This is a genomic window from Paenibacillus turicensis (assembly GCF_017873435.1).
Lineage (GTDB): Bacteria > Bacillota > Bacilli > Paenibacillales > Paenibacillaceae > Fontibacillus > Fontibacillus turicensis.
Genome location: NZ_JAGGKG010000001.1, coordinates 299335 through 319146, shown reverse-complemented (window position 1 = coordinate 319146; position 19812 = coordinate 299335). Strand labels below are relative to the sequence as shown.

9 protein-coding genes are annotated in these 19812 nt (G+C 39.7%); 7 read left to right on the top strand and 2 right to left on the bottom strand.

Features of this window, described 5'->3' with window-relative positions:
* Positions 1-148: 148 nt before the first annotated feature.
* Positions 149-1030, top strand: a complete 882-nt coding sequence (gene sdaAA, locus J2Z32_RS01300) for an L-serine ammonia-lyase, iron-sulfur-dependent, subunit alpha (protein ID WP_210087320.1) — start codon at positions 149-151, stop codon at positions 1028-1030.
* 400 nt (positions 1031-1430) lie between these two features.
* Entirely contained in the window at positions 1431-6767 is a 5337-nt protein-coding gene (locus J2Z32_RS01295) for a X2-like carbohydrate binding domain-containing protein (RefSeq protein WP_210087319.1), read from the top strand.
* Positions 6768-6931: 164 nt separating this feature from the next.
* On the opposite strand, the gene J2Z32_RS01290 is transcribed toward J2Z32_RS01295, so the two are convergent.
* On the bottom strand, positions 6932-12385 hold the full coding sequence (locus J2Z32_RS01290) for a S8 family serine peptidase (protein ID WP_210087318.1): 5454 nt from the start codon (positions 12383-12385) through the stop codon (positions 6932-6934).
* Positions 12386-12906: 521 nt separating this feature from the next.
* Between J2Z32_RS01290 and J2Z32_RS01285 the strand changes: the two genes are divergently transcribed.
* The gene (locus J2Z32_RS01285) at positions 12907-13515 is read left to right on the top strand and encodes an RNA polymerase sigma factor (protein WP_210087317.1); all 609 of its coding nucleotides are present in this window, start codon (positions 12907-12909) and stop codon (positions 13513-13515) included.
* Positions 13496-15157, top strand: a complete 1662-nt coding sequence (locus J2Z32_RS01280; protein ID WP_210087316.1) for an anti-sigma factor family protein — start codon at positions 13496-13498, stop codon at positions 15155-15157. The genes J2Z32_RS01285 and J2Z32_RS01280 overlap by 20 nt, the downstream gene beginning before the upstream one ends.
* 69 nt (positions 15158-15226) lie before the next feature.
* Here the strand turns inward: J2Z32_RS01280 and J2Z32_RS01275 are convergent, their stop codons facing one another.
* The gene (locus J2Z32_RS01275; protein ID WP_210087315.1) at positions 15227-15958 is read right to left on the bottom strand and encodes a YceI family protein; all 732 of its coding nucleotides are present in this window, start codon (positions 15956-15958) and stop codon (positions 15227-15229) included.
* 228 nt (positions 15959-16186) lie between these two features.
* Between J2Z32_RS01275 and J2Z32_RS01270 the strand changes: the two genes are divergently transcribed.
* From J2Z32_RS01270 to J2Z32_RS01260, 3 genes are all read left to right on the top strand, one after another.
* A complete protein-coding gene (locus tag J2Z32_RS01270; protein WP_342453896.1) occupies positions 16187-16891 on the top strand; it encodes a response regulator transcription factor in 705 nt (234 codons plus the stop codon).
* Positions 16876-18333 carry an ATP-binding protein gene (locus tag J2Z32_RS01265; protein ID WP_210087314.1) on the top strand — a complete coding sequence of 486 codons (1458 nt, stop codon included), beginning with the start codon at positions 16876-16878 and terminating at the stop codon, positions 18331-18333. The genes J2Z32_RS01270 and J2Z32_RS01265 overlap by 16 nt, the downstream gene beginning before the upstream one ends.
* A 128-nt stretch (positions 18334-18461) precedes the next feature.
* On the top strand, positions 18462-19631 hold the full coding sequence (locus J2Z32_RS01260) for a GntR family transcriptional regulator (protein ID WP_245251035.1): 1170 nt from the start codon (positions 18462-18464) through the stop codon (positions 19629-19631).
* Positions 19632-19812 lie beyond the last annotated feature (181 nt).

Below are 19812 nucleotides of genomic sequence, written 5' to 3'. Positions count from 1 at the left end.
GTGGAGAAGTGAACACGTCCACCTTTACAGACTGTTTTTTAATCGATAAATATCTAATTCAAAAAAATCAGACTGTAACAGGGGTCAAAGCCACCCTCTGTACCGTAGCAAATTAATAGATCATAAATGGATAAGTGGGGGAAATAACATGAGATTTCATAATTTGACCGGGCTGATAGAGCTTTGTGAGAAGGAGTCCAAGACAATAGCACAAATCATGCTAGAGGATCAAGCTGAGGAGAGTGGAATGAGTCAGCAGGAAACCTTTAAATTGATGGCGGAGTATTATCAAATTATGAAGTCAGCTGTTCACAAAGGATTGACTGAGGATATTGTATCAATGAGTGGGCTAACAGGTGGCGATGCGAAGCGTGTAAATGAGTATCGACAAGCACAAAGTGCTAGTGTAGGGGATGTAGGAGCACAAGCGATGGCGTATGCACTTGCAGTATCTGAAATTAACGCCTCAATGGGACGAATTGTTGCAACTCCTACGGCTGGTTCTTGTGGTATAATCCCAGGCGTTTTTGTAAGTAGCCAAGAACGTTTTGGTTGGGATGACGAGCATATGGTTAACGGCTTATTTTGTGCAGGTGCAATCGGTTATGTTATCGCAAATAATTCCTTTATTTCTGGCGCTGAAGGTGGATGTCAGGCGGAGATTGGCTCAGCAATTGGTATGGCTGCGGGCGCGATGGTTGAGCTACGAGGCGGAGGTGCTGCTGAAGCGGTTCATGCGGTAGGGCTTGCACTCAAAAATACACTTGGTTTGATTTGTGACCCTGTTGGGGGCTTAGTTGAAATTCCATGTATTGTCCGTAATGGCTTTGGGGCAGTAAATGCACTTGCTGCCGCAGATATGGCATTAGCAGGTGTACGTAGTGCAATTCCTTCTGATGAAGTGATCGATGTCATGCTTGAGGTGGGTTCATCTATGCCAAGCAAGCATCGTGAGACAGCGCAAGGGGGATTGGCACAAACACCAACGGGACGGAAAATCATGAAGGAGCTTAAGAAGCGAGGAAAGTAGATTTTAGATTAGTAAGTTAGTAAGCGTAGGACTATGGCTAGTGATAGCTAAAGTTTCCTGCGCTTTTTTTGTTAATTTATTTGAGTGATTTTTCCCTTTTGGTTACAGCATTTATCACACAATTTATAGTATAAAAATTTAATAAAAGATTAAAGATTTTTAATTTTAATTTTATGTAAATTTTAAAGGAAAGAGCTTGTAAGCGTCGAAAGATATTGTCTGATTAACGTTTTAACACTCTAAAGGACGTAAAGTTTTGAACTTAAGGTTAATGAACGTAAAGTCAAAAGAGGGGAATCTAGACATAAAGGAGTGATAGATGACAATTCCAGAATTATAGCAAGAAACAATTAATTTAAAAATAAAATAGTTGCAATCTATTATCGGAGGCGTTGGTTATATGACAAAAAACTTTAAAACATCAAAAATTCCGAAATTAGGATATTTGTTTCTTGCATTTTTAGTGTTATTTTCAAGTACCATTCCTGTTGTGCATGTAGGGGCAGCGGGGGGAGATCCATTTGTAACGATAAATGCTGAAGAACTACCATCTACACCTATGTCTGGGATTGCTTATGGAAATGGTACCTATGTGGCTGTAGGTTACTACGGAGCAATAATTAAATCTACAGATGGGAAAGACTGGGTTAATGTAAAAACTAAAGCTGATGTTAATTATACGGGAGTATCGAATCCAAGCTCCTTTGGTTTTAATTCCGTTGCTTATGGGAATGGTTTATTTGTTGCTGTAGGTGGTGATGGGGTTTTATTAACCTCTCCAGATGGTGTGAATTGGACACAGCAAATATCTGGCACTTCAGAACAATTATCCAGGGTTTATTTTTATACCTTTCAGGGAACAGGGGCATTTTATGTAGCCACTAAGGGGAAATACCTGACATCTCAAGACGGAATTAATTGGTCTAGTGTCACACCTACAGGATTAAATTCGGATTATCGAATAACACAAATTACGGTTGGTAATAGTGGTACTAGACTTGGAGTAGGTGATGAAAGGGGGAAGATTTACTCTTCTACAGATGGTTCAACATGGATTACCCGTCAACCACAAAATCCTGATGGCTTTGGTTCTTCTGGAACTAATATGCTGACATGGATGAATGATCGCTATTTTATCTCTGATCCATCAGCTTATATATGGACTTCAACTGACTTAATGACATTTACAAGTGTAGGACCTCCATTTAAACAGACAGCTATGCAAAGTAATAATCAAATGTTTAATGGCTTTTATGATGGAACCCACTATTATTTATTTGGCTATCAAAGCCCACTTGGTTATGGTGCGGTATATACGTCGGTTGATGCTGTAAATTGGCAACTACAGCCTTTCCAGAAGGAATTTGGAGCCCAAATGTCTTTTTATAATAATGGACAGTATTTCCGACTAGGTAATGAAGGACTTATTATGTCAGACAATGGGTTAGATTGGTCGTACCTATGGGGTGGTGTATTTAATCATATCATTTATGATGGATCAAAATATATTTCTGCAGGTAAATTAGGTAGCGAAGGAACAATATGGACCTCCACAAATCTATCCTCTTGGAAAGAAGAAACAATATCTGACCGAGTCAAGCCACTCAGTGCAATTGCGATGGGGAATGGGAAATATGTAGCTGTAGGGGAATGGAACAATTCTTCGGGAAGTACCTCTATTGTTACTTCTAACGATGGATTAACATGGACAACTCAAACAGGAATTACCGATTCATCTGCTTTTGTTGATGTCGCCTTTGGTAACGGGAAATTTGTTGCTGTTGGTTATGGCTCATCTAACCCTACACTCAAAATATCAAGTGATGGGATAACATGGTCTTCACCAAATACAATGTCAACTAATGTGAAGAACTTCTCCTCGGTAAATTTCGTTAATGGAAGATTTATAGCACTTGGTAGTGAATTTGATAATAATGGGAATGTGTCACAAATTGCATTAAGAGTTTCTATTGATGGAACGGTATGGAATGACTATGAAGGCAATTATCCAAGTACTAATGAGGACTTGAAAGACATTATTTACGATGGAACCAACTATATTGTTGTTGCTATTGATGCAAGCTATAAGACAGTGATAAGAACAAGCCCAGATTTAATGAACTGGTCATCTGAAATTATACTTGATGGTTACTTACTTTATACTCATGCATTATTAGGGCAAAAGGGTTCAACGGTTTACTTATTAGCCAATGATAGTAGTGATAATTATGTTGTTTATGCTACTAATGATCATGGTGCAAATTGGCAATACCTTACTGTGGATTTTTCTGGACAAATACCCGCCTCTTTGATGAGTGTAGGGAATGAGGTCATTATTTCTGGTGATCAACAGCTAGTGAAATCAACTGTAACAGTAGCCCAACAAGACAGTCAGCTAAGCCAAACCAGCGCGAGCTTTGACAAAAAGGCATCTGCCCAAGCGGACGTAACGGTCAGCTTAACGCTAAATGGCAATGTGCTAAATGGGATAAAAAATGGTGCAACCCAACTGCAAGCCGGAGTTGATTACGAGGTTACAGGTGGCAATACGGTAACGATAAAAAAAGAATATTTAGCACAGCAAGGTATTGGTGTAACTAACCTAGATTTTGAATTTAGTGGTGGACAAGCGCAGACACTTGCAGTAACCGTGAGTGACAGCACGCCGCAAAACAGCCAGCTAAGCCAAACCACCGCCAGCTTTGATAAAAAGGCATCTGCCCAAGCAGATGTAACGGTCAGCTTAACGCTAAATGGCAGTGTGCTAAACGGGATTAAAAATGGGGCAACCCAGCTGCAAGCCGGAGTTGATTACGAGGTTACGGGTGGCAATACGGTAACGATAAAAAAAGAATATTTGGCACAACAGGGTATCGGCATGACTAACCTAGATTTTGAATTTAGTGTAGGACAAGCGCAGACACTTACAGTAACCGTGAGTGACAGCACGCCGCAAAATAGCCAGCTAAGCCAAACTAGCGCCAGCTTTGATAAAAAGGCATCTGCTCAAGCAGATGTAACAGTTAGTTTGACGCTAAATGGCAATGTGCTAAATGGCATTAAAAATGGGGCAACCCAACTGCAAGCCGGAGTTGATTACGAGGTTACAGGTGGCAACACGGTAACGATAAAAAAAGAATATTTAGCCCAGCAGGGTATTGGCATGACTAACTTGGATTTTGAATTTAGTGGAGGACAAGCACAGACACTTGCAGTAACCGTGAGTGACAGCACGCCGCAAAATAGCCAGTTAAGCCAAACTACCGCCAGCTTTGATAAAAATGTATCTGCCCAAGCAGATGTAACGGTCAGCTTAACGCTAAATGGCAATGTGCTAAACGGGATTAAAAATGGGGCAACCCAACTGCAAGCCGGAGTTGATTACGAGGTTACGGGTGGCAACACGGTAACGATAAAAAAAGAATATTTAGCCCAGCAGGGTATTGGCATGACTAACTTGGATTTTGAATTTAGTGGAGGACAAGCGCAGACACTTGCAGTAACCGTGAGTGACAGCACGCCGCAAAACAGCCAGCTAAGCCAAACTAGCGCCAGCTTTGATAAAAAGGCATCTGCCCAAGCAGATGTAACAGTTAGTTTGACGTTAAATGGAAATGTGCTAAGCGGGATTAAAAATGGGGCAACCCAGCTGCAAGCCGGAGTTGATTACGAGGTTACAGGTGGCAACACGGTAACGATAAAAAAACAATATTTAGCCCAGCAAGGTATTGGCGTAACTAACCTAGATTTTGAATTTAGTGGTGGACAAGCGCAGACGCTGTTTGTAAACATATCAGATAGTACTGATAGTGTAGGAAATCCAGCTCTCTTAGTCCCAGTGACTGCTGGAAATGGACAAGCAAGCTTGCTTTGGAGTCCAATTAACGGTGCAATAGGCTACAAAATATTTGTGAGAACAGATGCTGAACCTTTTGCTTCAGAGCTAACAATGCTTGCTTCTGATGTGAACAGTTATGACGTTACTAATTTAGTGAACGGAACAACCTATTACTTTGCTGTTAAAGTAGTTTATCCTGAAGGAGATAGTGCATTTTCGAATGAGCAAAGTGCAACGCCAGGAACTGTACCTGGGACACCAACTGATGTATTTGCGGTTGCAGGGGATAAGCAAGCAGTGGTTTCCTTTACTGCCCCACTGGATAATGGTGGAGCACCAATTACGTCATACCAAATTAAAGATATAGATGGAAATGTAGTAGCAACAGGAACAACAAGTCCTATTACAATTCCTAATCTAGTAAATGGAAAATCATATATCTTTGTTGTGCATGCTATAAATCAACATGGAGGTAGCACAGCCTCAAGTCAATCTAATGCTGTTACACCTAGCGCTACATCTAATGAGGGTCCTATCGATTCAGGTGGAGGCGGAACTACAACACCAAGCACGCCAACACCATCAACGCCATCTTCACCTTCAACAGGAGCGACGACACCATCTACAACAACTCCAGTTAATAGTGGTGCAGGGGTAGATATTTTGGTTAATGGCAAGGTGGAAAAAATCGGAACAGCTATGACAACAACAAATAATAACCGTTCAACTACTACAATTACAGCGAATCAAAAGCTGTTAGAGGAAAAGCTAGAACAGCAAGGAAATGGTACTGTAATTACAATCCCATTAATCTCGCAATCAGATGTTGTAATCGGTGAATTAAATGGTCAAATTGTCAAGCAAATGGAAGATAAGCAAGCTGTTATTGAGTTAAAAACGGACAAAGCAACTTATAAGCTACCGGCTTCACAAATCAAAGTAGCACAATTGTCCAAGCAATTTGGTTCGAATACTGATTTGAATAATGTGAAAATTCAGCTTGAGACAAGCGTAGCAACGAGTGAGCAATTAGCTTTAGCGAAGCAAGCAGCTACAAGAGGGGGATATAGCGAGGTTTCTAGTCCACTTAACTTTGAAGTTCATGCCTTGTATCGTGATCAAAAACTAGATATTACTAAGTTTAATATTTATGTAGAGCGTTCAATTGCATTACCTGACGGTGTAGATCCTAACAAGATCACAACAGGTGTTGTAGTTGAAGCAGACGGAACGGTTCGTCACGTACCAACAAAGGTAACTGTTGATGATGGTAAATATTATGCTACAGTAAATAGTTTAACTAACAGTATTTATTCCATTGTATGGAATCCAATTGAATTCAAAGATGTTGTGAATCATTGGGCTAAATCAGAAGTAAATAATATGGGCTCTCGTATGGTTGTTAACGGTAACGGTGAAGGATTGTTTAATCCAAATGATGATATCACTCGTGCGGAGTTCACTGCCATTGTTGTACGTGGCCTAGGGCTGAAGCTAGAGAAAAGTAATGTTTCCTTTAACGATGTGAAATCAAATGATTGGTATGAGCGTGTAATCCAAACCGCGTATGCAAATGATTTGATTACTGGGTTTGAAGATGGTTCATTTAAGCCAAATGATAAAATTACACGTGAGCAAGCGATGACAATTATAGCAAAAGCGATGAAGATTACAGGGTTGAGCAAAAAGCTAGAGGCTGAAGCTGGAAGTAGCCAATTAAAAGCTTATCGTGATGTAACGCAAGTTGCAGCATGGGCAAACCAAGGTGTAGCTGATGCGTTACAGGCAGGGATTGTGACAGGACGAGATGCTACATTGTTAGCACCAAAAGCACACACAACACGTGCTGAAATTGCAGCGATGATTCAACGCTTATTGAAGCAATCCAATTTGATCTAATTTAATAATTAGGGCTCGTTCCTTTTACCATCGGGTCACAAAGAGCGCCCCTCATCAAAATTTGATGAGGGGCGCTTCTTTTACATGCCATTTAACTTATGTGGTTCACTAACAAGCTTAGCTCATGAGATTAACTCATGATGTTAATTCATTACAATTTATAATTACTTAATTGTAATTTGATGAAATGCGGTATGCGTAGCTCCTTGATCATCTGTGACGGTAAGTTGAACTGTAAAGGTGCCAGGATCATTATAACGATGTTCTGCTTTCACACCTTGTGCTTCGCTTCCGTCTCCAAATTGCCAAGCATAGCTAACAATTTTTCCATCAAGATCATAGGATTTAGATGCGTTGAATTTTACATTTTTAGTTTTTTTGGCGTTATCCTTTGCATCGATCACAGCTACAGGGGCTGTATTATTGTCTGGCTCTGTCCCTCCAGTACTAGCAGTTACATACAACTTACCTTGCGCTTGCTGTTCAGTTTTATTTCCAGCAGGATCATTAATTTGTACTACAATGATTCCACCGTCTAATTTAAGTGTAGCTGGTGTCTGATAGCTAGCTTCATAGTGACCAGGAGTTGTTTCAGTAAACGGAATCACATTACCGCCTTCAAGCTGGAATAACAAAGGGATTTCGACTCTAAATGCAGCCTGTAGTCCCGGTACACTATCAAATGCGACGGTAAAGCTTTCCCCAGCTTTAATATGAATATCTTCCACAGGGGTCAGATTTTGAATTTCAGGTGCAGTTAAATTCACAACAACATTAACAGCTTGTGTTGTCGTATTACCTGCTTTATCTGTCGCTTTGACTGTAATTACATTTTCTCCTTCGCGTACGATGACACGTTCATCGAAGGCACCATTTTCATCTACAGTGACTGCTTGACCGTTGATTTCCACTTTATCTAAATTTAAATCTTCCACTGTACCTGTAACATGAATTAATTCAGTATTTTTGGATTCATTATCAGTAGGTGACGTAATTGTTAAGGTTGGATTAACTGTATCTACTGTAATTTTAATCGGTGTAGAAAGGTCTGTTCCCTTACCGTTTACAAATACGCGTGCAGTCAATTCGTTTAAACCCTCACTTAATTCCACTGGAATATTAAAGTTGTGATCAACAACTTGACTTGTAGCAAGTAACTCGGTACCTTTATAAATTTTAACTTCTGCATCGTTAGCAGGGGTAGTTCCGACGATAGTCACTTCGTTTGTATTTGTAAAGCTTTCATCGACAGGTGACGTAATTTCAGGGGCACCCAAAGGATAACGAACGGTAGCACGAATCATGTAATTCCCTTCAGCTTCAGGAGATTGACTCCATGCGCCACTAGCCCGTTGCCAGCTACGTTTAGCGTTAGGACTGCTTTCATCTGTTGCAAGTCCTGGAGCTTCTAAACCAGCGACTGATTGAATGTACACAATGTAGAAGTCACCTTTTACATTCACAGCTTCAGGTAGTTCAAGTACTGTCCATTGATTATTACGTAATGCAGTGGCATCAAATGGTCCTGCTAACTGACGACCTGGTGCGCCGTTTGGACCTGATGCATCATACACAGCATATTGGAATGCTGTCCCACCAGGACTCGGGAAATCCGTATTCCAGAAACGAAGAGAAGCTCCTGTTACTTGTGTGCTCTCGGATTCTGGTGTAAAGCGAACTGCCCATGCATTGCCTGCAGCATTAAAGGCTCTAGCATTTTCAGGTGTTCCATCATCATAGCTAATTTCACCTGGGAATCCAATAAAAGGTTTTAATGTTGCATTAGCTTCAACATTCGCGTTACCTTTAACGGTTACAGCGACCGTTGTATTATTATAATCCTTTGCTGATATAGCCAAAGTGTAAGAGCCTTCTAGCAAGGTTAAGCTAAATGTACCATCTGCCCCAGTCTGTACTGGTGTAACAGAGGCATCTTCAATTACAAGGATGGTTGCCCCTGCAATAGGTTCTCCACTTTGCTCATCTGTAATTGTACCTTGCACTGCGCCACTTGGAATTTCTTCTAATCTGAAGTTCGCTTTTACATTTGTTCCGTCTGTAATCGTAACAGGTAACGTTTGAGCATAATAACCATAGGCTTCTGCTTTGAGTGTGAAATTACCTGCGGCGTGGTTAAAGCTGAATCTACCCGTAGATGGATCTGTTTTTACAGAGCGTCCAGTCTCTAGTACGGTTACTGTTGCACTTGCAGGTAAGCTAGCAGGTGTCTGATTACTAGATTTTGTTGCTTCATCTTTTAAAGAAGCGTTATATTCTTCTTTTGTTGTGTAGCTTAATTTAAATTCAGGTCCATCAAATAAGGAAATGTCTTTTGCTTTTGTCTCTGTACCAAGCACATTTTTGGTAGACTCAGTAGCGGCTACACTTAATACTTTAAAATTGTCGATGTACCAGCCTAATTTCGAAACAGAGCTATCACTTTTTAGTCTAAAGCGAAGCTGAACTGTTTTTCCAACATATTTGTCTAAATTATAATAAACAGGAGTCCAAGCTTTACCTGCTGTAGAGTGAGAGAATTTACCTAATTCAGACCAAGTATCACCTTGGTTGCTGCTAATTTCTACATATCCAAAATCATAGTTGGTTTCAATTTCAAACCAATGCTCAAAGGTAGCTGTTGCATTGCTTACACCAGTGAGATCAATAAGTGGAGAGTAGAGAGAAGCATCTGCGCTATTTTCATAGGTGTTATCTAAATCCGTTGCCCATACATTTGGTAGTGATACTGCACTTGCCGGACCGCCTGTTGCTGTAGGCACTCCACGCTCCCATTCATCTTTAGCGCCAGAGTGTGTCCAGCCGTTATCATCATTCCCATCAAAATTATCACTGTAAATAATAGTTGGACGATGAATCGTTAAGCTAATTTCGTTGGAATAAGCACTTTCATTTGCGCTATAGTCAAGGGCAGTAACTACATAATAGTAGGTGGAATCCCCTTCAGTTGTTGCATCTGTATATGAGGTAGCGGTCGTTGTCGTTAATAATTCATAACCTGTACCACTGCTTGTAGAGCGGTATACTCGATATTCCTTAAAGTCTTCCTCTGTTGAAGCTTGCCAGTTTAATACGACATTGCCTGTAAAGTTGGCTGATCCTGTAAGCTGTGCTGGTGCAGCAGGAGCTTCTGAATCAGGTGCAGATAATGCAATATCATCAATATACCAACCTGCTTTTTGAATGGTAGAGTCGCTAGTGAAGTTTAGCAGAACGTGAACCTGCTGTCCTCCATAAGGTGTTAAATCAATATATTGTGTTTTCCATCCACCACTTGTTCCTGTTACTTTTGCAACTTCTACAAAGGCATATTCGGAATCTTCAGTCGCAATTAAAATCTTTCCCACATCGTTATTGTTCTCAAGATCATACCATTGTTTAAACGAGAGCAAAGCTCCATTTGGACTGTCACTGAGATCAATAGGAGGTAGCTGAATATGTGAGTTCGCACTTGCTGGATAGGTTCCTGTTAAATTTGTAGCGATCACTTTACTACCTGAATAGGCTTTTCCTGGTCCACTGATTGGTACTCCCCAAGCCCAAGTATCTTTAGTGCCACCTGAAACGTAACCCGTATTATTATCCTCGAAGGTTTGAATGTAGCCAGGCGTAATACCTGCGGAAACTGGAATAGTATAAATCGTACTATCTACTACATTATTGCCGTAATCATTTACACGAATGTAATACTCTAACCCTGCTGTATCGATAAGAAAAGCAGGTACATTTACTTCGTATTTCCCATTTTTCGAATCTCCAGAAACGCGTGTTGCAGGGAGATATAAATAATGGTCATCTCCTTTTGTTTTGGCATAAAACTCAACAGAAGTAACTGCAACGTCATCACTAACATCAGCCGTAAGCTTTACATCAAAACCTTTATATAGCTGTGCTGGTGGTGTATGTGAAATGACTGGTTCACTTTCATCATCCCCACCGATCGTTACTCTCCCTGAAACGGTCCCTACCCCGCTAAGAACGGAGCTAACAGCATCTAATGCATTGATAATGCCATAGCCATATCCGTTATTAGGTGTTGTTGGATAAGCAGCATCTGTACGTGGTGTTGCCGTTGATTTAATAATTTCCTCAAGCTCACTTACAGTTAACGAGTGATTTGCTTGCAATAATAATGCAGCAAGTGCTGCTGTATGTGGGCCAGCCATGGAGGTTCCGTTCCAGCCGCCTTCATACACACCACCTGGTACAGAGGAACGAATGTTTACCCCTGGGGCAGTTACATCTGGCTTAATAACCCCGTATGGTGACGGACCTAATAATGAAAAGTCGCCTAGGTTCTGATTGATATCTGTTGCACCTGTTGTAAATGCTTCTGGATAGTTCCCAGGGTTAGCTACAGACCCAGGGCCACCAGGGTTCGTTCGCGTTGTATTTCCCGCTGAAAATTCAGGGAAGATGCCTGCATCACGCCAAGCGCGTACAACTGGACGGAACCAGTCATCCACACCAGGGCCACCACCCCATGAATTGTTGACCACATCTGGGGCTAATTCAGGGTGCAGGTTACCGTCTTTATCCATTGGGGCGAGAATCCATTGTCCTGCATCTAAAATGATGGCGTCCGTCGTCTCAGGATTAAAAATACGAACGGCAATCCATTTTGCGCCTGGTGCAACCCCAATTTGGTTTGAACCGTCAGGTTCAGAGCCTACCATCGTACCCATAGTATGTGTACCATGTCCATGAGTGTCCTCAGGTAGAGGCGCATGGTCATTAGCATCATACCAGCTTAATTCTGGATTTACTATATTTCCAGATGCATCTAGTCCACGCCATTTACTTGCTAGTGCAGGGTGGGTGTACTCTACCCCTGAGTCAAGGTTAGCCACAACAATCCCTGTGCCATCGATCCCTTGATTCCATACCTCAGGAACGTTAATTTGTGAAATGTTCCACTCGATATTGGCGTTATTTTTAGTTTTATCTTTAAGTGCCACGCTTGAGTCGCCTTTAGCCGCTTCTTTGGACGTATCCGGTTTTTCGATAGCGGGTGCAGCGTTTAGTTTAGTGGTAGCTGAAGGTGCTTGTTTTTCCTTTACCTCAGCTGTATCTAAATAACGCGTTTGGTTTGGCACGATTTTTTCAACCTCAGGCTGTAGCGCCAACTCATCTAATACCGCTTTTGTACTTTTGACATAAAGTGCATTGACGATAAAGTAGTTTTTAAACTCTTTAACCTCGCCACTTTTTTCTTGTTGCTCTAAGTAACTAGTAATAGAATCCTGTGTTCGGGTCGCGGTTTCCCGCAAGGCGCTTACAACAGAAGTACGCACAGCTAATTTTGCAGAAGAAGCTGTAGATTTATTGGTAAGAGCTTTACTTAAGGCTTGGTTAGCTACCTTAGTTGTATTTGTTTGCTCCTTTAATTTAACCAGATAAGAAACGTACTCATCTTGTTTAAATTTTTCTACTAATTGCTCATCGATTTTATTCACTGTGCTACTAGGTAAGTCTCTTTTCAGCTCTAGCTTTTGTGTGGAAGATCCGTTATCAGCAAAGGCCGAAGGGATTAGCGTGAATACTAGGATGAGGGCCATGCTGAGTGAAAAAGATTTGCGAAATTTTTTGGATTTAAACAACTTCTCCACTCCCTTTACTTGGTTTTTGTCTTTTACGGTAAAACAAAAGGCAGCCAGCCTAAGTGAATTAGCTCCTTAGCGTTGAGAAACTAACGACTCTTCTCAAGGAATTCCCTAAGGAATATCTGATGGCGGCTTTCATCACCTCCTTTAATAAATCTATTTTTTAAAAAAGTTAAAAGGTATATGTGATAAAAAATGATAGGATGATAGATAATAAAAAATTGAAGAATGTCAGTAAAATGAAGTAAGTCATGAGGAGAGTTGTCATACGATGTAATATATTAACATCAATGAGAATAAATAGTCGTTGTCTTAATTATTGATAGTATAATATTGTAAAATAATATATACAAGTATAATTTGTGAAAAATTATTACATATTTTCAATCTTTGCGAAAAATAGGGCTAGTTACATAGAAAAATAGAGAAAGATTAGTTCGATAGTGAGAGGAAACTGTGACTTCATTCGTCTTAGTTATACAGATTGAAAAGTCCAATTCATTTTAAGGAGGGGCAGCATGGACCCGATCACAGATCAGGCCCTCGTGGAAGAGGTGCTACAGGGTCGTAAAGAGTCTTACGCTCTTATTTTAGATAGGTATAAGACCAAGGTTTACGGCTTGTTAAGAAGTATGGGAGCAACATCAGTGGATGCGCAGGATTTAGCGCAAGAAACCTTTATTAAAGCATATTGTAAACTTTCACAGTATCAATTTGATAGTAGCTTTGCAGCGTGGTTGTATAAGATTGCAGTCAATACGTTAAAGGATTTTTATCGTAAAAGGATTCCTATGCCGATTGAAAATGCTTATGGCGCATTAGAAGAAAAAGAACAGCGAAGGCAAGGTGCCAATGTCCCTGAAAGAAAATATTTAAATAAAGAATTGAGAGAAGAGCTGAGACAACTACTTTATACGCTCCCTGAGCAGCACCGCTTAATTATGGTTTTGCGCTACAGCAACGACCTTAGTTATGGAGAGATAGCGGGGATTGTAGGCGTGTCCGAGCGTAAAGTGAGTAATTGTATCTATCGGGCAAAAAAGAATCTAAGAAAGCAATTAGGGCAAAAAGGAGGGGATTCTTTTGAATTGCTGGAGTCAATTGCAAATGGAAAAAGTATTATTTAATGGACAAGCATCGGAGAAAGCTAAATTAATGGAGCACGTTGCACACTGTCCTACCTGTAAGCAGATGTATGATGAGTTACAGCAGGAGCAAACTGTGTGGGAACAAGCTTTATATCGTGACGAGCTTCCAATTGATTTTACGGATCATGTTATGAGCCAGATCAACATGCTTGAAGTAGAGGCTAGTTCTTCAGGTAATGCGCTATGGACAGCTACAGATAGTTCAAAGTCAACAAATGTGGGACTGAGGAAAATGCGTTCCTCCTTATTCAAAATGAAGGTCGCAAGTGCTGTGTTAGCTGTCATTGTCATGTTATTAGCCATAAGTATGTTTGTACAGCCATCTTTAGCAGAGAAGATTAGGTCGATGTTTACGAAGTCTAGTTTAGAATGGTTAGATGTTGTTGATCCTGGACTAAAAAGTGCTAAAGAGTTAGTGAGTGAACCTAAGTTTACTGCGAAAAACGGAGATTATACCTTTGAGGTGAAGGAGATGTATGCTGATCCACTTCGTATATTAATAAGTGGAGTGCTTAAGGATAAAGTTGGAAATGAAGTTAAGGGTCACTCACTTGAAATAGTTTCACTAGAGGTTAGAGATAACCATCGGCATATAATCCCTGGGAGATTGTATGGATTAAATATGGAGGAGCTTGGTGCAATACCTTTCTATGGAATGGTATTTAAAGAACCCGTTATGACAGATGATATTAGCATAAAAATGGTGCTAAAGGACTCACAAGATAACAATAAGAAAGGTGAACATCAGACTATACCTGGTCAATGGACAATATACTGTTATGCTGATATTAGAAAAGCTAAGGAAAAAACTATAATAGCACCAGTATCAGAGCAATATACAACACCTAGTGGACTAAATATCAAAATGAATGGAATTGCTTATGCGCCTAGTGGTCTTGGATTAAGTTTTAATACCATGTTCACTAAGGAAGCGCAACAACGTTCTCCAGGTGAGCTAGATAAAATGAGCGGGATTTATTACCATTATGAAAAAAATGGTGAACCTTGGGATGGTTATAGTGATTTTTATGATGAGTCTGATATCTACTATGATCCTTGGCAAAAGGAAACTAAGTGGTATACGTTTGATTCAAGATTGACGGTAGCAAATAAGACCGACGATATCAAATTTGTATTAGATGGCTACATGACCACAGAGCATTCAGATGAGAAGATAACCTTTATGCCGTCAAAAATTTCGGAATCGAAGCCAGCAGTTTTTGACAGCCTGGGAGATTCATTTAACATTACTAGCGTAGAATATTTTGAAAAGCATAAGTCATATGGGGATAAACAAACTTTAATCAATATATCTAATGGTGTGTTTACCAACACAATGACGGATGATCAGTGGGAAGTTATTGATGAGAATGGAAAAACGTATAGAGCTGATTTTTCTGTGCAAGGGAGAGGCCAAGATGTAAGATTTGGTAAACCAAGCTATTTCTCTTCAGGTCATATTATCGTTGATAAATTAACACACATACCTACTCAATTGACCCTTCGACGAAAAATCGTAGGAAGACTGTACAAAGACGTCAACTGGTCCTTCATGCTTCCGAAGGAAGGGAAAGTGCTAGAAAGTAATATTATTAATCGTGACCATTTAAGAAGCTACTAAAGATTGATTTAAAAAAGCCAGTATTTCGTATTATACGAGACACTGGCTTTTTATTGTTTATTTGAAATCTTAGTTCTTATCCAACACCAACTCCAACTGTACCCCAATATCATTTTCCGTAGACATCACTACATTATGAGGATTTTGCATTCCAAAGTCGCTAAAGGTCACTTTCGTTTTACCTGATAACATGACTTGCTTGTTTTTATACATCGCTTGTGCATCAAAGGTAACGTCCTTTTCGATCCCTTTTACAGTCAATTTACCTGTTAGTTTAAACGGAATTGCTGTGCCTTCAGTCCATGCTGTTGGTAAGTTCTCGAATGAAGTTGCTGTGAACGTTGCATCTGGAAACTTAGCTACATCAAAAAAGTCTGCTTGCTGGATATGATTATCACGTTGACTATTGCCGGAATCGTTGGCAGTCATATCGATACTCCCGTTCCCTTTCATTGCGCTAGGCGAATCGACATTAATGTCCCAACTCCCACTTACCTTTTTATTTTCAAAGTTCACCGTTTCTTGTGAAGTCGTTACTGAGAAATATACCTTAGATGCATCTGTAATTTTCCATTGGCCGTTTAAAGCATCTGCGGCAACTTTACTACCTTGGTTAGATGTAGCAGCAGGAGTAGAAGCATTCCCAGTTGTCTTATTTGTTTCACTATTTTGTGTGCTGTCAGGAATTACACTATTAATTTCGATATTGTTGCCTGTAAAGGACCTGAAAAATAGATACGTCCCCACACCAATGATGATAACTAATGCAATGATAATAATAGACCAGCTTCGTTTATTCATTTCTCTATTCCTCCTATTTTTCCTCAAAAATATTTCTCTCTATCAGCTCTAAATGATTTATGCCGTATATGTAATTCATAATTTAGCAAGGAAATGTGTCAGTAAGATGTCAAATCAAAAAACTTGCTTAGATTCAGAAAATATGTAAAATTGCTATAATAAAGAGCTAACAATTGAACCATCTATCATAAATGGACATGAATTTAAGGAGATAAGGGAGTTGGATGTGTGATCCCAGAATCAGATAATAAGCAAACACTTCTTGTGGTAGAAGATGAAGAAGCTATTAGCCGTGTGTTAAATAGCTATTTAAATAAAGCGGGGTACAATGTTGTTCGATGTATGGATGGAATTAGTGCACTTGAGGCGTTTGATCAGCATGTGGTTGACCTAGTGTTACTTGATGTGATGCTTCCAGGAAGGGATGGCTTTGAGCTGTTGTCTGAGATTCGTAGTAAAAGTGCTTGTCCCATCATCATGCTAACAGCTAAGGATCGGTTGGATGATCGATTATTTGGTCTTGATCACGGTGCGGATGATTATATGACTAAGCCGTTTGTGCCAGATGAGGTAGTTGCTAGAGTTAAAGCGGTTTTACGCCGGAGACCAATTTATTCAGAGGAGCCTGAACGAAAATATTTTGGTTCCTTGTTAGTAGATTATGAGGCTAAACGCATCTTTCTGAATGGTAAAGAGATCGCAGTCACTCCACGAGATTTGGATGTAATATTATTTTTGTCAGCTAGACCAAATCGTGTATGGACAAGAGAACAGCTTATAGCACAAATATGGGGATACGACTACGAAGGAAGTGATCGAGCGGTGGATTTATGTATAAAACGATTACGAAAAGCACTCGCTGATTGGCCACAAGCTCAAGGTGAAATTCGGACGTTGCGGGGAAGTGGGTATTCATTTTGCGTAAACCAGTAAAGCAAGTTTCCATTTTGTCGTATTGGTCTGTTCGGTATATTGTTATATTATTTGCCGTCTGTGCCGTAATCGGCTTAGTGTCAATTTATTGGATCAGAGAGACAGCAAAAGATAATCGTATCCAAACCTCAAGCCTATTTGTCCAAAATATTGCTGAACGACTAGGTGGAGAAAATGATCTTGAAATTCCGAAAAATCTAGATGATATCATAGGGAATAAGCTGCAGTATTTTGATGTTGATGCTAATTTTTGCTTATATGTCGTAGATGAGGATGGGCATTTAAAATATAGTATGCCTCAAATGACACAACAGGAGTTTAATAAGAAATGGGATTATAAAGAGTTAACTTCACCACAAAGTAAATTTAATTTAATTTCATCTCCGGTGTATGGGCATTCTTTAAAAGAAGTTGGCAAGACGGTGTTGATACAGTCCAATCAATCTCTTACGAATAGCGAGGCTATAATCACTGTCATTGTTATAATGCTAGTTATTTTTACATTTGCAGGTTTACTAACGATTTATTTATTATCTAGCCGACTTTCCTTACCCTTAAGGCAGGTGACTGCAGCCACACAAAGGATTCAAAAAGGGGATTATTGTATTGATAATTTGCAGGTGAAAACACAAGAAAAAGAAATATCTCAGCTTGTAGAATCTTTTTCGGGTATGGCGGCTCGTTTAAAACAACTTGAAGATTGGCGAATATTGTCCCTAGCTGGGGTAAGCCATGAATTAAAGACGCCTGTCACCTCAATTAAGGGCTTAATCCATGCTGTTAAGGATGAGGTTGTTACAGGTGAGGAAGCAGAGGAGTTTCTTAATTTAGCTCTGCAAGAGACTGGAAGATTGGACCGAATGGTTGCTGATTTGCTAGACTATAATGTATTTGCATCAGGAAATGTCAGTATGCGTAGTGACAGAGTAGAACTGACCGGATTACTAGGCGAAGTGGTGCAGCAATGGAAGCTAATTGATAATCATGATGAATTGGAGTGTGAGTTGCTTATACCTGAGGAGGAGGTATATGTCATAGGGGATGCGCTGAGGATTAGACAAATTATCGTTAATTTGCTTAATAATTGTCTTCAAGCCAAGCATAGTGAGCGGAAGCTTATGATTAAGGTTAGGCTTCAGTGTAATACATTTGATACTGAGCGAAAGATTAAGCGTAATATTGAGAGAGATATAGAACATGTTAGTGAGCGAGAACAAGCCATACTTGAAATTGAGGATAACGGAACGGGAATTAGTCAAGAGGACGCACCTAACATCTTTGAACGTTTTTACCGGGGGGAGCGTAAAATTGCGCGACCTCATGGTTTAGGATTAGGTCTTACCTATAGTCAGCAATTAGCTCAGGCACAGGGGGGAGACTTAACCTTAAAATCCACGTCTAAAAATGGGAGCGTTTTTGTTGTTAAATTTCCAATTGCATAAATAAACACTCCAAATTCTGTGATTACATCGTTTTTTTCTATATTATATCGCTTTCTTAATTGTATATAACATGATATATTATTACATGTGATGATTATGTTTATGTATGATGTCTAGGAGGAAGCAAGATGTCCAATCAATCCACATCCAAACCGATGTATGAGCAAATTTTTGATGCTTTGCGTGAAGATATTATTTCGCTTAAATATAAGTCAGGAGAACGGATTCCGTCCGAAAAGGAATTATGTGAGCAATATAGTGTGAGCCGAATTACGAGCAAGAAAGCGCTGGAACTTCTTACCACAGAAGGTTATATTATTCGTAAGCCTGGAAAAGGCTCCTTCGTAAATGAATTTATGGGTGTAAAGGAAGATACTAATCACTATGATGGGACACTAAGCTCGCTAAGTAGTTCAACCGTAAAAATCAATAAAAAACTGTTGATTGGTCTGGTAATTACTACCTTTGATGATAGTTATGGTACAGAATTAATCTATGGGATGGAGGAAGCCTCGCGGGAGCATGACTGTTATTTAATTATTCGTCGTTCCTTTGGGATTGCTGCCCAAGAGGAAAAAACAATTACGCAATTTTTAGAGATGGGCGTAGATGGTTTAATTATTTTTCCTGCTCAGGGCGAATATTTTAGCGCGGAAATTTTAAAGCTTGTGATTTCAAAATTCCCGTTTGTGCTTGTAGATCGTTATTTAAAAGGAATTTCAGCTTCCTCTATTAGCAGTGACAATGTCCATGCAGCGAAGGTAGCAAGTAATTACTTATTTGAATTAGGCCATACACATATTGGACTTTTAACACAACCCTCCATTAATACAACAGCGATTGAGGAACGGATTGAAGGCTTTATTGAGGCACATGCGGAAAACGGAATCGTGGCGGACCGTGGATTGTGGTTAGAAAATATTACGTCAACGATGCCAAATGAGTTTGATCCAAATTCAAGAGAACGGGATATTGAAATGATCCAACAGCATATCGAGCAGCATCCTGAAATTACAGCTCTATTTGCAATTGAATATACGATTGCGCAATATGCATATGAGGCAGCTCAGCGCTTAGGGTTGTCTGTACCAGAGGATATTTCAATTATTTGCTTTGATAGTCCACTTAGGAATGATGCCTACCAATTTACACATGTTAGACAAAATCAACAGGAGATTGGAAAGCAAGCCATTGAAAGTGTGCTTAAACTAAATAACAACGAAATGGTACCTAGTAGGGTCATGCTTGAAGCACCACTGATTGTGGGGAAAACTACTGCAAAGGCTAAAAAGATTTAACAATTTAGGCTCTATTTTGCCACTTTACATGATTTTGCAAATAAAATATAAGCATTCAATAAAGAGAAGTCTGAATAAGGCTTCTTTTTTATTTGTTATATTGTTATAAACATGTAAGGTTAAATGGTATGAAAATTACTTCTAATCTGATATTAAAGATATAAATTAGTAAAATAATATA

Coding starts and splice junctions, on each gene's coding strand:
- J2Z32_RS01260 (WP_245251035.1), top strand. CDS start 18,462: ATGTCCAATCAATCCACATCCAAACCGATGTATGAGCAAATTTTTGAT.
- J2Z32_RS01275 (WP_210087315.1), bottom strand. CDS start 15,958: ATGAATAAACGAAGCTGGTCTATTATTATCATTGCATTAGTTATCATC.
- sdaAA (WP_210087320.1), top strand. CDS start 149: ATGAGATTTCATAATTTGACCGGGCTGATAGAGCTTTGTGAGAAGGAG.
- J2Z32_RS01285 (WP_210087317.1), top strand. CDS start 12,907: ATGGACCCGATCACAGATCAGGCCCTCGTGGAAGAGGTGCTACAGGGT.
- J2Z32_RS01295 (WP_210087319.1), top strand. CDS start 1,431: ATGACAAAAAACTTTAAAACATCAAAAATTCCGAAATTAGGATATTTG.
- J2Z32_RS01280 (WP_210087316.1), top strand. CDS start 13,496: ATGGAAAAAGTATTATTTAATGGACAAGCATCGGAGAAAGCTAAATTA.